A 14295-nucleotide genomic window follows, 5' to 3' on the forward strand; every position below is an offset into this window, starting at 1 on the left:
GTGCCGGGCAGGTGATGCGACGGTGGCGGCCGCAACCGCGTACTGCAACGAACTCCGGCGTATGGTTAAATCAGCGCATGAATCAACCTGACGCTTCCGCCGGCGAACCGCGCGCCGGCCGCAACAGCCGCCTGAGTGCCGAAGACTGGGCCCAGGCGGCTCTCGACCTGATTGCCGAACAAGGCGTGGGCGCCGTCGCGGTGGAGCCGTTGGCCCGGCGCCTGGGCGTGACCAAAGGCAGTTTCTACTGGCATTTTCCCTCGCGCGATGCGTTGCTGCAGGCGGCGCTGGAACGTTGGGAACTGTTCGAACAGGAGCAGGTGTTCGGCAGCCTCGAAGACGTGCCGGATCCACGCGTGCGCCTTCGCCAGCTGTTCCAGATGGTGGCCCACGAAGTGCAGCCGCACATCATCTACAGCGAACTGTTGAAGGCGCTGGATCATCCGATGGTGCGCCCGGTGATCGATCGCGTCTCGCAGCGCCGCCTCGATTACCTGGTTGCCTCGTTCCGCCAGGCGGGCCTGAGCTCGACCGACGCGCGGCACCGCGCGCGGCTGGCCTACGCGGCCTATGTCGGCTTCCTCCAGCTTTCGCTGCAGCTGCAGCAACCCAAGCAGGCCCGCGAGGATTTCGAGGCCTATGTCGAGCATCTGATCGAGACGCTCATCCCCAGCTGAATGGGGGGGCTGTCCTGTATGTCCCGATTGGGACATACAGGACTGTCTCAATGCGCCAACGTATGTCGTAGCGAGAGCGATTTCACGCGTTTTCGGCGTTTTCTTAACGACTCTTTAATTCCAGATCAAGTGTGGCTACTATCGGGTCACCAACCGTTTTTTGTGCCTCCCTTTTGGGGCACGTCGGTTGGACTCAGCACACAACCCAAGATCCATGGAGAGAGAGCCCATGAAGTTGAACAGCAACAAGCTGCGCGATGCTGTGTGCGTCGCGCTTGCGGCCAGCGCCGCGTCCGTCGGCGGTACCGGCGTGGCGTTCGCCCAGCAGGCCACCAACCTGGACCGCATCGAAGTCACCGGTTCGCGCATCCGCACCGTCGATGTCGAAACCGCCCAGCCGGTCCTGACCCTGAACCGCGCTGACATCGAGAAGCAGGGCTTCTCGTCGGTCGCCGACATCCTGCAGAACATCAGCGCCGTGGGTACGCCGCCGATCAGCCGTGCCCAGCCGCTGTCCTCGGGCGAAGCCGTCGGTGGTACCTACATCAGCCTGCGTGACCTGGGCGCGACCCGTACCCTGGTCCTGCTCAACGGCAAGCGCCTGGGCATCACCACCGGTGGCCTGCAGGACATCTCGACCGTGCCGGTCTCGGCCATCGAGCGCATCGAGGTGCTGAAGGACGGCGCGTCGTCGATCTACGGTTCCGATGCCATCGCCGGCGTCATCAACATCATCACCCGGACCAACTTCGAAGGCGCCACCGGCAGCGTCTACTACGGCCAGTACAGTGAAGGCGACGGTGCCACCCGCACCATGGACTTCACGATGGGCGTGAAGGGTGAGCGCGGTTCGCTGACCATCGGCGCCGAGTACGCCAAGGAAGACAAGGTGCGTGCGGCGGATCGTCCGTACGGTGCCTTCCCGCGCAGCGCCAACCACCCGGACTTCGGCTGGACCACCGTCGGTGAATTCGGCGGTTTCGTCAGCCGTCCGGCCGATGGCCTGACCGGCGTCACCTATCCGGCGGCCAGCGCGAGCAATCCGAACCGCGAAGTGCGCGTGATCCTGCGTGAGGGTGGCAACCCGAACAACAAGGCCGACTACATCGCGCAGAACGTCAACAGCTTCTCCACCCAGGACAAGACCAACACGAACCTGCAGACCGACCTGCGTACCCCGCAGGAGCGCCGCGCGGTGTTCGTCGATGGCATCTACGACCTGACCGACAACGTGCGCCTGCGCACCAACATGCTGTACAGCTACCGCGATTCGAACCGCCAGATCGCCGGCTATCCGTACGGCGCGCTGGCCTTTGGTTCGCCGATTTCGGCCAGCAGTGCGTTCAATCCGCTGGGCACCGACATCGCCAACTGGTGGCGTCGTACTTCGGAAGTGCCGCGCAACACCCGCGCCGAGCTGACCACCTTCCGCTTCAGCGGCGGCCTGGAAGGCACCTTCGAGTTCTCCGATCGCCTGTTCGACTGGGATGTCGGCTACCTGTACAACAACAACAAGCTGGTCCAGACCAGCACCGGTGACCTCAACCTGACCGCGCTGCGTGCGGCGGTGGGCCCGTCCTTCATCAACAGCAGCGGCGTGGCGCAGTGCGGTACCGCGGCCAACCCGATCGGGTTGAACCAGTGCGTGCCGTACAACCCGTTCCTGCGTGCCGGCATCCAGAGCAACGGTGCCAATGGCGCGTTGACCGGCAATACCGCCCTGCAGAACCTGCTGTTCCCGTCCGCGCACTCCACTGCCGAAACCACCACCAAGGTGATCACCGCCAACGTGGCCGGCAGCCTGTTCACCCTGCCGGCCGGCGACCTGGGCTTCGCGGTGGGTATCGAACACCGCAAGGAAACCGGCAGCTTCAGCCCGGACGCGCTGACGCAGTCGGGTAATACCTCCGGCCTGGCCAACTTCCCGACCGGTGGTGGCTACAAGGTCGACGAGGTGTACGCCGAGTTCAACGTGCCGATCCTGGCCGACCTGCCGGGTGCCCGCGAGCTGAGCATCAACGCGGCCACCCGCCACTCGAAGTACGACACCTTCGGCAATACGCTGAACAGCAAGTTCGGCTTCAAGTGGAAGCCGATCGATTCGCTGCTGATCCGCGGTACCTGGGCTGAAGGCTTCCGTGCCCCGACCATCGCCGACCTGTACGGCGGCGGCTCGCAGTCGTTCGACTTCTTCACCGATCCCTGCGACGTGGTCTACGGTGCTTCGCGCACCAACGCCGCGGTGCGCGCCCGCTGTGCCGCAGCACTGCCGGCCGGTGTCAGCGCCAACGCGTTCCGCCAGCAGCAGCAGGGCTTCACCCCGACCACCGCGGCGTCGTCGCAGACCCCGCTGGCCTTCGTCTCCGGTTCCAACGATCAGCTGACCCCGGAAACCTCGAAGTCCAAGACCCTGGGCTTCGTATGGAGCCCGGGCTTCATCCAGAACCTCAACGTGTCGCTGGACTGGTGGGAAATCCGTGTCAACAACACCATCATTTCCGACACCGCGAACCTGATCCTCAACGACTGCTACGTCAACAACATCGCCTCGCGCTGCTCGGCGTTCACGCGTGACCCGGTGACCGGCATCGTCAACTACCTCAACCGTACCGGCATCAACGCCGGTTACCGTGAGGTGGAAGGCTTCGACCTGGATGTCGGCTACCGCCTGCCGACAGATCGCTTCGGCAACTTCAGCGTGCAGTGGACCAGCACCTACACCACGCGCGATGACCTGGTCACCACCAAGAACCCGGTGACCCATCCCAACCCCAACACGGGCGTGGGCTGGGCCGGTACCACCACCGGCACGCACTTCCGCGTGCGTTCGAACGTGAACCTGGGTTGGGAGCTGGGTGATTTCGGTGCCAGCTGGACCGTGCGCTACTACTCCGGCATGAAGGAATCGTGCCTGAGCGCGACCACGTTCCCGGAAGAGTGCAACAACCCGAACTACGCTTCGCCGAACAACCAGGGCGTGGCGGTGGGCAGCCCGACCAACGAGCGTGGTGCGACCGTGTTCAACGACGTCCAGCTGCGCTGGACCGCGCCGTGGAATGCGACCGTGGCGGTGGGTGCCAACAACGTGTTCGGCCGCGTGGGCCCGACCATGTACAGCCAGCCGAGCTCCAACGTCTCCTACTACGGTGGCTTCGACATCGGTCGCTTCCTGTACATGAAGTACACCCAGCGCTTCTGATCGCAGCGTAGTCGGTACGTGTGACATGGCCACGCCCCGCAAGGGGCGTGGCTTTTTTCATGGGGCCGGGGGGATGGCGCAGGTGTGTGGCCTGTAGCCTGCGCCGGATCACGCTGCGTGCACGCGCATACGCAGCGCCAGGCGGCCGGTCGTCATTGAAGTGAGAGGGGAGCACCGCGCGCAGCTGCGTCGCGGTGATGCGGCAGGGGCCTTACAGGTCCTGCTCGTAGCGGACGTAGGGCACGGTGCCGTCGTCATTGCTTTCGTTGCGCGGCGAGAACGGGTTCTTGCCACGGCTGATCACGTTCTCGGCGCCCACGGTGAGCTGGCCGGACCAGGGCGTGCGCCAGGTCAGGCCGATACCCAGGCCTTCCCACTTGCCGGGCTTGCCGGGCACATCGATGACGCGGCCGATGATGCTGCCGGTGAAATTGCCGTAACCGGCACCGATGCTCAGGCTCTTGCTGTCCCAGCGGTCGGCGATCGCCGGCGAGGCGTCGGCCAGCGGCACCAGGCGGGCCTTGGCGTAGGTACCGGCGATGGAGACGAAGCCCTCGCGGCCGATGTTCTTCTGGGCGAACACGGTCAGATCGTTCTGCTCGGCGCGCAGCGAAGGCGACTTGTTCGGGCCTGCCAGCCAGGCCGGCAGGGTTTCACGGCTGTTGCCGGCGGTGATGCCCAGACGGCTGTTGCCGCGGTTCAGCGCGGCGGTACCGGTGAAGCGGCGGCTGTTCAGGTCATCGTCGTCGCCGAGGCTGGCCAGCATGCAATGACTGGCCAGGCCGCTCATGCTGGTTCCGCTGCTGCTGCAGAGCAGCCCCAGCGAATCGCCGGAGGACAGGCCGAACGCCGCATCCAGCGAGTTGCGGCCGAAGTGCCAGCGGGCACCGGCCGCCTGTTCACCGGTGGGCTCCAGGTACAGCAGGGCCTCGACCTTGCCGCTGCCCTTGTTCCACACCGGCAGCACGGTCCGGGTGTCCTTGCTCTGCGCGTGCACGCCCGTGATCGCGCCCAGGGCGATCATCAAGGCCAGCGGTAGTCGCAGGTAGGTACGCATCAGACCAGTTCAGACAGGGACAGACAACGGAAGTTCCCGCAGATACGGGAACTTGATCCTAGGGTGTTTATGAATTCTTAACAAGCCTTGATCCCCCCAGATGCAAGACAAGCCGTTCACTGCAGCCGTTCAGGTGCCGGCACGGTCCCCTCGGCACCGTGGAACAGTATGCCGAACTCCGTCAAAGGAAAGTGATACTCGCGCCCGCAGAATTCGCAACGCACATCGACCGCACCGGTGTCTTCGGCGGCCGCACGAGCCTCGTCCTCGCCCAGTGACTGCAGCATCGAGGCCACCCGCTCGCGCGAGCAGGAACAGGCGAAGGACAGCGGCTTGCTGCCCATCAGCGCCGGCTTCTCTTCATGGAACAGGCGGTGCAGCAGCTGTTCGGCCGGGGTGGCCAACAGCTCGGCCTTGCCCAGGGTTTCGAACAGGGCGCTGGCGCGCGCCCAGCCGTCCTCGTCACCTTCGTCGCCCGGCAGCTTCTGCAGCAGCAGGCCGGCGGCGCCGTTGCGGTCGGCGGCCAGCAGCAGGCGGGTCGGCAGCTGTTCGGACTGGCGGAAGTAGTCCTCGAAGGCCTCGTCCAGTTCCGGCGCGGTCAGCCCGACCAGACTCTGGTAGCGCTGCGGTTCGCGCGGGTCCAGGCCCGGATTCTCGATGGTGATGGCGAGGATGGCGTCATCGCCCAAGGCGGACAGGTCGCGCGGCGCATCGGCGCCTTCACTGAGCTGGGCGATGCCGCGCAGGGTACCGGCGGCGGTGCACTCGGCGAACAGGGTACGCAGGGCGGTGCTGCTGCGCAGCTGGATCGACAGGCGGCCATCGATCTTGGTGTGGCCGGTGAACAGTGCCGAGGCCACGCAGGCCTCGCCGAGCAGCTCGGCGGCGGTGTCCGGGTACGCGGCGTGGGACAGGATTTCCTCCCAGGTGGCCTGCAGGCGCACGTGGACGCCGCGGACACCGGCGTCGGGAAGCAGGAAGCGGATCAGGGAATCAGGGTTGGCGGTCATCGGCTCACATCGCGCGTAAACAGGGGCGGTTGCCGGATAATGCGCCGACAACCAGGCAGAAGAAGGATGCACCAGTAATGGGGGCAGCGGGAGAACAGCACAAGGTAGAGGCGGTGGCGGCACCGCCGCGCCGTCGCCGCTGGCACTGGAAGCGGCTGCTGTGGCTGCCGGTGCTGCTGGTGGCCTTCAGCTGCTTGCAGGTGCTGGTGCTGCGGTTCATCGACCCGCCGGTGTCCACGGTAATGCTGTGGCGCTACGGCGAGGCGCTGGGCGAGGCGGACTGGTCCTATCGGCTGCATTACCAGTGGCGTGACCTCGACCAGATGGCGCCGAGCCTGCCGATCTCGCTGGTGGCGGCCGAAGACCAGCGCTTCCCCGACCACAATGGCTTCGACCTGCAGGCGATCGAGAAGGCCCGCGACCACAACGCCAAGGGCGGGCGCCTGCGCGGTGCCAGCACGATCAGCCAGCAGGTGGCCAAGAACCTGTTCCTGTGGCAGGGCCGCAGTTGGATCCGCAAGGGCCTGGAGGTCTGGTACACGGTGCTGATCGAAGCGCTGTGGCCGAAGGAGCGGATCCTGGAGATGTACGCCAACATCGCCGAGTTCGGCGACGGCGTGTACGGCGCGCAGGCGGCGGCGCAGACGTTCTGGGGCAAGGATGCTGCCCGGCTGAGCCCGTCGGAGAGTGCGCGGCTGGCCGCGGTGCTGCCGGCACCGCGGCGCTACAACGCCGCAAAGCCGGGGCCGTACGTGCAGCGGCGTGCGGCCTGGATCCAGCGCCAGGCACGGCAGCTGGGTGGCGCCGCGTACCTTTCGGAAGAGTGAGTGTGCGCCGCCTGATCTACGGGCGGCGGCAACGTACAATCCGGGCATGATCCGCGAACGGCTTACCTTCGTCATCGCCGCCTACAACGAGGCCCTGGCACTGCCATTGCTGCATCCGCGGCTGTGCGCGGTGCTCGACGGCCTGGCCGGCATCGACGGCCACATCCTGTATGTGGACGACGGCAGCCATGACGGCACCTGGGAGGTGATCGCCGGCCTGGCACAGGCCGATGCGCGGGTCTCGGCGTTGAAGCTGTCGCGCAACTTCGGTAAGGAAGCAGCGCTGACCGCCGGCCTGGATCTGGTGCGCGAAGGCGCGGCGATGATCCTCGATGCCGATGGCCAAGACCCGCCTGAGCTGGTACCGCAGTTCGTCGCGCGCTGGCGCGAGGGTTACGACAACGTGTATGGCACGCGCATGGCCCGCGACGGCGAGGCTTGGGTCAAGCGGGCCACCGCGGCGGTGTTCTACCGCTTGATGGGGCGCCTGTCGCGCACGCCGATCCCGGCCGACACCGGTGATTTCCGCCTGCTGTCGCCGCGAGCGCTCAGTGCGCTGCGCGAGATGCGCGAGCGCCATCGTTTCATGAAGGGGCTTTTCAGCTGGGTCGGATTCAAGCGGATGGCCGTGCCCTATCACCGCCACGCGCGCGTGGCCGGCACCAGCAAGTTCAGCCTGTGGCGGCTGTGGAATTTCGCGCTGGAGGGCATCACCGGCTTTTCCACCGTGCCGCTGCGTGCGGCCACCTATCTTGGACTGGCGACCGCGACGGTGGCTTTCTTGTTTGGCCTGTGGGTGATCGTCAAGGCGGCGCTGTACGGTGACCGGGTGGCGGGCTGGCCGACGATGATGGCAGTGATCCTGTTCCTGGGCGGCGTGCAGCTGATCGCGCTGGGGCTGATCGGCGAGTACCTGGGGCGGCTGTACGAAGAGTCCAAGCAGCGACCGTTGTACCTGGTTGACGCGTGGCTAGCATCGGCCGTGGCAGACTCGGCCCTGCAACCCACCCTCGGAGGGCAGGCAGATGACCACGGTACGGCAACTGTTGGACGGCAAGTCTCCTGAAGTACATGCGGTCGCGCCGGATGCGGCGGTGATCGATGCGATCCGGTTGATGGCGGAAAAGGGCATCGGTGCGGTGCTGGTGATGGACGGGCCGAAGCTGGTCGGGATCCTGTCCGAGCGCGATTACGCGCGCAAGATCGTGCTGTGCGATCGTTCGTCGCGTGATACCGCGGTGGCAGAGATCATGACGGCCCAGGTGGTGACGGTGTCGCCGGGCGAGCAGGTGGAGCACTGCCTGCAGCTGGTGACCGATTACCGCATCCGTCATCTGCCGGTGGTGGAGGGCGCGCAGGTGCTGGGCGTGATTTCGATCGGTGACCTGGTGAAGTCGGTGATCGATGCGCAGCGGCGCGAGCTGGATCACCTGCAGCAGTACATCGTCGCCGGGTGAGGGTGTCGCTGGCGGGCCTGCGGCCCGCCAGCCCGCTTTTTGAAGCCACAGCCAAAGCCAAAGCAGCGCCTTCCTGATACGTTGGAAGGCGGAGGGTGCGGCGGGGCAGGACACGCGGTAAACCCATCCATGGCGCCATCGAGCCTAGAGGGACGGTCTTGCGGCGTGTCCTGCCTGGGCCACCCATCCCCCTCAAGCCGCGATCAATGCAGGCGCCGCGAACAACGCTGTAACCCTACTTCGCATACTGCCCACCGCAGTCGGCATCCTTCCCCGGCCCCAGCTCGATCGTCGCCAGCAATGCCGCCGGCGGGGCAATGCTGCCCAGCGCCAATGCCACGGCGCCTCGAATGCCCAGCGCCTTGAAGTCCGGACGGAACGAGGGGTCCTTGAACGTGCCCGTGATGTGCAACGGCGAGCGCAGCACCAGGATGCTCTTGTCCTTCGGGCGAGGCCTCAGCAGCAGATCCAGGGTTTCGTCGTGCAGGCTCACCGTGCCTTCGCCGATGAGGATCGTGTCGGTGGTATCCACCGCCAGTGCCTGGCTGGTCATCAGGCCGTCGCGCACGCCGAAGTCGGCGAAGGCACAGCGCAGCGGAATCTGCTTGTCGCCGGTCACCAGGAATTTCAGCGACTCGGTGATGTCCAGCCCGGCCAGTTCCATCACCAGGTTGCCGACGTGGCCGCGACCCATCGCCAGGCCGACCTTGCCACTGCTGCTGCCCAGCATCGCGGCGATCGAGTTGCCACGTCCGCTCAGGTCCACTTCGCCACCGATGCCGCCCTTGGCCTGCTCGGCCAGCTTCGCATCGGGGAACAGCTGGCCCAGCTGCACGCCGCGCACGGATGCCTTCAGCGCGGTGCGGATCTGCGGTTGGCGTGCATCCATGCGGATCGTGCTGCGGATATCGCCGCCGGCCACGCCGAAGTTCAGCGGGTCCAGCCGCAGCACGCCATCATCCAGCAGCAGATGCGCGTCCATGTCGTCCAGCGGTAACGAGGGTGCGTTGATACGGTGGGCCTTCCAGCGCACATCGGCGTCCATCGCACGCAGCTTGCCCAGGTTGTAGGGCGTGTCGGGCAATACCCGGCTGCTCGCTGCAACACGGGCGGCCTGTGCCTTTTGTTCGGCATTGGCGGTTTCACCGCTGCCGGTCTTCGGTGGCGCGCCGACGAAGCCGGCCAGGTCATCGAAGTCCAAGCGCCTGGATTCCAGCGTCGCGGTCAGTCGTGGACGGTCGCGTCCCACCTCGAACTGCAGGTTGCCACCCAGGTCGCTGTCGCCAACCTTGCCGGTGAAGCCGTCGTAACGCCAGACGTTGTGGTCGCGCTTCAGGCGTCCGTCCAGCGCATAGGGCGGTGAGGGCGGGATGGCAATGCCGAGCAGCGGGTAGAGATCGGCCAGGTCCTGGCCGCTGAGCGCGAACTGCAGGTCGAACACGCGCAGCTGGAACGGGTTGGTGAGCGTGCCGCGGGCGACGGCGTGGGTGCTGCCTGCGCGGCCGTCCAGATGGATGCGGAACGGGTGGTCGCTGTCGGTCAGCTCCAGCGGTGATTCGGTGCCGCCCTGCAGGGTGAACGGGTTGCCCTGCCAGTGCCCCTTGCCCTGCACCAGCAGCGGTGGGGCGGCATCGGCCTGCTTTGGTTGGCCGCTGCGTACGTCCACGCGGATGTCGGTGCGGCCGCGTGCATCGAGGTACTGCAGGCGGCCGTCGTCGATGCGCAGGCGCTTCAGCTCGGGACGCGTGCCGCCGCTGCTGTCGCCGAGGAAATCCCAGTTGCCCGGTTGATCCTTGCGTGGGGCGGTTTCCAGCAACACGTCCGGCCGTATCAATCGCACTTCCGGCAACTGCACGCTGCCGCGCAGCAGGGGCCAGACCCGCACGTCAATCTCGACACGGTCGGCGCTGGCCATGTTCGGCTGCTTCGCCCACCCGGCGTTGGCGAAGGTGATCGCATCGGCGCGGACCGTGCTGGTGCGCCCCAGGTCGACATCCAGGTGGCCGATGTGCAACGCACGGCCGGTGCGTGCCTGCACGGCGCGCTCGACCGGGCCCTTGAACCAGTTCCAGTCCCATAGCGCGATCAGCACCAGCAGCGCGGCCAGCAGGAATATCAGGATGGCCAGCCAGCGCCGACCGCGCGGTCCTGGGGGGCGCAGCCAGCGCGACGTACGAGGCGCGGCAGGGGACGTGGCAGCATTCACACGGCCATGGTTGCCCTCTCATCGTGGACGGGGCGCGAAGCGTCCATGTGCATCATGTGCACGTGCGGCACGCGGGCCAGTGCTTACAGCACCTGCATGGTGACCGCGACGAAGTGGCAGACGCTGCCGCCGATCACGAACAGGTGCCAGATCGCGTGCGAATACGGGATCGATTCGCGGTGGTAGAAGTACGTGCCCAGCGTATAGGACAGGCCGCCCGCCAGCAGCCAGCCCAGGGTCCAGCCGTCGATCGAGGCCAGCATCGGCTTGACCGCGACGATCACCAGCCAGCCCATGGCCACGTAGATCGCGGTGGACAGGCGCTTGAAGCGGCCGGTGTAGAACAGTTTGAACACCACCCCGGCCAGCGCCAGCGTCCAGATCGCGGCGAACAGGCCCCAGCCCCACGGGCCTCGCAGGCCGATCAGGGTGAACGGGGTGTAGGTGCCGGCGATCAGCACGTAGATCGCGCAGTGGTCGAACACCTTCAACCGGCCCTTGGCCACCGGGTGCTGGATGGCGTGATAGAGGGTGGAGGCGGTGTACAGCAGCAGCAATGCGATCCCGAACACGATGGCGCCGGCCAGCTGCCAGCCATCGCTGTAGATCGCGGCCAGAGTGATCAGTACCGCGCCGGCCCCCAGCGCGAACACGGCACCGAGGCCGTGGGTCAGGGCGCTGGCGATTTCTTCGCGGATCGAAGCAACGGAAGTCGTGGACATGGCGTAGGCATCGTTGGCGGGGAGGGGGACCCGCATGGCCTCTATCATCGCCGCGATGGCGGTTGCTTGCACCCCCGCCACCGTATGGTGGGTGAATCGCGGGCTGGCGCCTTGCCCGCCGTGGATGAATGCTGGCCAGCGCCCATTGCGCTAGATCCACGCCATGCGTGGATGAATGCCCGTAGTACCGGGGTCAGAGCCCTTTCCTGCTGGAAAGGGATCCGATCCTGTTGTTCAGCCTACCGAAACCGTGTGCGCCGCTTCGCGGGTAGCCGAGAAGCGCACGTCCGGCGAACGTTCCTGCGCCAGCTGCAGGTTGACCCGGGTCGGTGCCAGGTAGACCAGGTGGCCGGCCGCATCCAGCGCCAGGTTCAGCGCGTTCTTTTCGCGGAACTCTTCCAGCTTCTTCTCGTTGCTGCAGTGAACCCAGCGCGCAGTGGTCACGCTGACCGGCTCGAAGGTCGCTTCCACGCCGTATTCGTCCTTCAGGCGGTAAGCGGCCACGTCGAACTGCAGCACGCCGACCGCGCCCAGGATCAGGTCGTTGCTGGTCAACGGACGGAAGAACTGGGTCGCGCCTTCCTCCGACAGCTGGGCCAGGCCCTTCTGCAGCTGCTTGAGTTTGAGCGGATCGCGCAGGCGGGCGCGACGGAACAGCTCCGGGGCGAAGTTGGGAATGCCGGTGAAGGTGACCGCTTCGCCTTCGGTGAAGGTATCGCCGATGGAGATGGTGCCGTGGTTGTGGATGCCGATCACATCGCCCGGCCAGGCCTCCGCCGCGATCTCGCGGTCGCTGGCCATGAAGGTCAGCGCGTTGGCCAGCTTCATTTCCTTGCCGGTGCGCACGTGGAAGGTCTTCATGCCGGCACTGAAACGGCCCGAGCACACGCGCATGAACGCGACGCGGTCACGGTGCTGCGGGTCCATGTTGGCCTGGATCTTGAACACGAAGCCGGTCAGCTTGTTCTCCTCGGGGGCGATCTCGCGGCCGGTGGTGGAGCGTGCCTGCGGCGACGGCGCATGCTCGACGAAGAAGTCCAGCAGCGGCTGCACGCCGAAGTTGTTCACGCCCGAGCCAAAGAACACCGGGGTCTGCTTGCCATCGCGGTAGGCCTGCAGATCGAACGGGTGGCTGGCACCCTGCACCAGTTCCAGTTCATCGCGCAGGTCGGCCAGCATCTGTGCACCGATCTTTTCGGCCAGGCCGGGAGCGTCGATGGACGGGAAGATGGTGGAATCCTGGCGGGTGAAGTTGCGGCCCGGCTCGTACAGGTGCACTTCGCCGGTCAGCAGGTGCACCACGCCCTTCAGGCGCTGGCCCATGCCGATCGGCCAGGTGACCGGCGCGCACTGGATCCCGAGCACGGTTTCCACTTCATCCAGCAGCTCGATCGGGTCCTTGCCCTCTCGGTCGAGCTTGTTGATGAAGGTCATGATCGGGGTGTCGCGCAGGCGGCACACTTCCATCAGCTTGATGGTGCGCTCTTCCACGCCCTTGGCCACGTCGATCACCATCAGTGCCGAGTCCACCGCGGTCAGCACGCGGTAGGTGTCCTCGCCGAAGTCGGCGTGGCCAGGGGTGTCGAGCAGGTTGACGATCTTGCCTTCATACGGGAACTGCATCACCGAAGAGGTGACGGAGATGCCGCGTTCCTTTTCCAGCGCCATCCAGTCGGAAGTGGCGTGGCGGGCGGCCTTGCGGCCCTTGACCGAACCGGCCATCTGGATCGCGCCTCCGAACAGCAGCAGCTTTTCGGTCAGCGTGGTCTTGCCGGCGTCAGGATGGGAAATGATGGCGAAGGTGCGGCGACGCGACGCTTCGGTGGCGACTTCGGACATGGCAGTGGCGCCCGCCCGGGGCGCTTTTCAAAGAGATAAGCGGCCGATTATACCGGCCGGGGCCGGTCAGCGCCCGGTGCTGCCTTCGGCGTCGCCCTGGCGTGCGAACTGCAGTTGGCCCTGCGCGGTGAAGATGCGTGCCGGCACCGAGCGCAGGCCCATGCCACGATTGACCTGCACCACGAAGTGCAGATGCGGGGCGCTGCTGTAGCCGCTGTTGCCGGACAGGCCGAGCGGCTGCCCGGCCTGCACCGCCTGGCCGCGACGCACGCGCATGCCGCCGGCCTGCAGGTGGCCGTACAGGGCCATGCTGCCGTCGCTGTGCAGGACACGGACGAAGTTGGCGCGGCCGCCGTCGCGTTCACGGTCCAGGCCATTGCCCTGGAAGCCGTCCTGGATCTGCATCACCGTGCCCTCGCGCGCAGCCAGCACCCGCGTGCCCTCGGGCAGCGCGAAGTCGACCGCATCGCGGTTCTCCTCGTCATCGTGGCTGAACCTGCCCTGCGGTGCCTGGTCCACGCGCAGGCGCGCGGTGTCGAAGGGCAGCCGGTAGGCGACATCCTCGGCCTGCGCGGCCGGATTGCCGGGCACCACCTGCAGGCGCAGGTCCAGATTGTGGCCGTTGGCGGGGGCAGGCAGGTGACCGACCACCAGGCTGCTGTCGCCCTGGATCAGTGACTGCACCGGCAGGCCTTCGACGGCGCGGCCAGGCGCGGCGCGCAGCTCGATCTGCAGCGGGCCCGCCAACGCGTTGTCGATCCGCGCCTGCCACTGTTCGCCGACCGGCTGCAGGCGCAGCTGGGCCATCGGAATGGCTTCCTTTGCGGCGCCCGCGCCGGTGCTGGCAGTGCTGGCGCTGGTGGGCGGCTTCGGCAGCATCCCCCAACCCTGGCGCCAGTCGCTGGCGCCGGCGGAGGCACTGGCCAGCAGCGGCAGGAGCAGGCAGGTCAGGGGCAGGCGTGGCATCGGCGATTCAGGAACATGGACCGCCCGGACTGTACCCGATCCTGAACGGAGCGACCGCGACGCCTCTCGCATACTGGGATGAAAATATTCATCGCTTTATCCGCATGAAGGGATTGACAGTGCCCGGAAGGGCTGGCATCGTGGCCTCACCATCGAGACCGGCAGAGGGACAGGCCCTTTGAAGCCGGGGCAGCCCGCGGATGCGAAAGCGTCCGCGTAGGTGCCAAATCCTGCGGGGACCGTGGCGTCTACCGAAAGATGGTTCGAACCATGCACCGCACGTGCATCTCGAACGCGAGCCCCGCGAAGGCTCGATGGCCGATTCCCCAACCGGA

11 protein-coding genes and 1 riboswitch are annotated in these 14295 nt (G+C 66.5%); of the genes, 5 read left to right on the forward strand and 6 right to left on the reverse strand.

The annotated features are described in order from the left end of the window. The first annotated feature begins 77 nt into the window (after positions 1 to 77). Both QZ853_RS11045 and QZ853_RS11050 read left to right on the forward strand, forming a co-directional pair. The gene (locus tag QZ853_RS11045) at positions 78 to 677 is read left to right on the forward strand and encodes a TetR/AcrR family transcriptional regulator (protein WP_005410690.1); all 600 of its coding nucleotides are present in this window, start codon (positions 78 to 80) and stop codon (positions 675 to 677) included. Positions 678 to 906: 229 nt separating this feature from the next. After that, entirely contained in the window at positions 907 to 3876 is a 2970-nt protein-coding gene (locus QZ853_RS11050; protein WP_295573010.1) for a TonB-dependent receptor, read from the forward strand. Between the two features lie 211 nt (positions 3877 to 4087). Here QZ853_RS11050 and QZ853_RS11055 read toward each other — a convergent pair whose 3' ends face one another. Together QZ853_RS11055 and QZ853_RS11060 are read right to left on the reverse strand one after the other, a co-directional pair. Then, a complete protein-coding gene (locus QZ853_RS11055) occupies positions 4088 to 4900 on the reverse strand; it encodes a hypothetical protein (protein ID WP_295573480.1) in 813 nt (270 codons plus the stop codon). A gap of 149 nt (positions 4901 to 5049) precedes the next feature. Next, positions 5050 to 5943, reverse strand: coding sequence for an Hsp33 family molecular chaperone HslO (locus tag QZ853_RS11060; RefSeq protein WP_295573012.1), 894 nt, complete (start codon positions 5941 to 5943; stop codon positions 5050 to 5052). A gap of 77 nt (positions 5944 to 6020) precedes the next feature. On the opposite strand from QZ853_RS11060, the gene mtgA reads away from it, so the two are divergent. From mtgA to QZ853_RS11075, 3 genes are read left to right on the forward strand one after another with little or no spacing between them, the layout of a single operon-like run. Continuing rightward, positions 6021 to 6770 carry a monofunctional biosynthetic peptidoglycan transglycosylase gene (mtgA, locus tag QZ853_RS11065; protein WP_295573014.1) on the forward strand — a complete coding sequence of 250 codons (750 nt, stop codon included), beginning with the start codon at positions 6021 to 6023 and terminating at the stop codon, positions 6768 to 6770. A 46-nt stretch (positions 6771 to 6816) separates the two neighbouring features. After that, complete coding sequence (locus QZ853_RS11070) at positions 6817 to 7836, forward strand: glycosyltransferase family 2 protein (RefSeq protein WP_295573017.1); 1020 nt, start codon at positions 6817 to 6819, stop codon at positions 7834 to 7836. Further along, positions 7796 to 8227, forward strand: a complete 432-nt coding sequence (locus QZ853_RS11075) for a CBS domain-containing protein (protein WP_295573019.1) — start codon at positions 7796 to 7798, stop codon at positions 8225 to 8227. Before QZ853_RS11070 ends, QZ853_RS11075 begins: the two co-directional genes overlap by 41 nt. Positions 8228 to 8462: 235 nt before the next feature. On the opposite strand, the gene QZ853_RS11080 is transcribed toward QZ853_RS11075, so the two are convergent. The 4 genes from QZ853_RS11080 to QZ853_RS11095 form a co-directional block, all read right to left on the reverse strand. After that, positions 8463 to 10433, reverse strand: coding sequence for an AsmA family protein (locus tag QZ853_RS11080; protein WP_295573021.1), 1971 nt, complete (start codon positions 10431 to 10433; stop codon positions 8463 to 8465). 83 nt (positions 10434 to 10516) lie between these two features. Beyond that, positions 10517 to 11155: a hemolysin III family protein gene (locus QZ853_RS11085; RefSeq protein WP_014038156.1), complete on the reverse strand. Its 639-nt coding sequence runs from the start codon at positions 11153 to 11155 to the stop codon at positions 10517 to 10519. Between the two features lie 234 nt (positions 11156 to 11389). Continuing rightward, positions 11390 to 12994, reverse strand: coding sequence for a peptide chain release factor 3 (locus QZ853_RS11090; RefSeq protein ID WP_295573024.1), 1605 nt, complete (start codon positions 12992 to 12994; stop codon positions 11390 to 11392). A 66-nt stretch (positions 12995 to 13060) separates the two neighbouring features. Then, positions 13061 to 13960 (reverse strand): M23 family metallopeptidase, encoded by a 900-nt coding sequence (locus tag QZ853_RS11095; RefSeq protein ID WP_295573026.1) that lies wholly within the window; start codon positions 13958 to 13960, stop codon positions 13061 to 13063. Between the two features lie 146 nt (positions 13961 to 14106). Further along, positions 14107 to 14225, forward strand: a riboswitch (SAM riboswitch). Positions 14226 to 14295 lie beyond the last annotated feature (70 nt).

This window comes from uncultured Stenotrophomonas sp., from assembly GCF_913778665.1.
Lineage (GTDB): Bacteria > Pseudomonadota > Gammaproteobacteria > Xanthomonadales > Xanthomonadaceae > Stenotrophomonas.

Coding starts and splice junctions, on each gene's coding strand:
- QZ853_RS11060 (WP_295573012.1), bottom strand. CDS start 5,943: ATGACCGCCAACCCTGATTCCCTGATCCGCTTCCTGCTTCCCGACGCC.
- QZ853_RS11090 (WP_295573024.1), bottom strand. CDS start 12,994: ATGTCCGAAGTCGCCACCGAAGCGTCGCGTCGCCGCACCTTCGCCATC.
- QZ853_RS11050 (WP_295573010.1), top strand. CDS start 907: ATGAAGTTGAACAGCAACAAGCTGCGCGATGCTGTGTGCGTCGCGCTT.
- mtgA (WP_295573014.1), top strand. CDS start 6,021: ATGGGGGCAGCGGGAGAACAGCACAAGGTAGAGGCGGTGGCGGCACCG.
- QZ853_RS11095 (WP_295573026.1), bottom strand. CDS start 13,960: ATGCCACGCCTGCCCCTGACCTGCCTGCTCCTGCCGCTGCTGGCCAGT.
- QZ853_RS11070 (WP_295573017.1), top strand. CDS start 6,817: ATGATCCGCGAACGGCTTACCTTCGTCATCGCCGCCTACAACGAGGCC.
- QZ853_RS11075 (WP_295573019.1), top strand. CDS start 7,796: ATGACCACGGTACGGCAACTGTTGGACGGCAAGTCTCCTGAAGTACAT.
- QZ853_RS11045 (WP_005410690.1), top strand. CDS start 78: ATGAATCAACCTGACGCTTCCGCCGGCGAACCGCGCGCCGGCCGCAAC.
- QZ853_RS11085 (WP_014038156.1), bottom strand. CDS start 11,155: ATGTCCACGACTTCCGTTGCTTCGATCCGCGAAGAAATCGCCAGCGCC.
- QZ853_RS11055 (WP_295573480.1), bottom strand. CDS start 4,900: ATGATCGCCCTGGGCGCGATCACGGGCGTGCACGCGCAGAGCAAGGAC.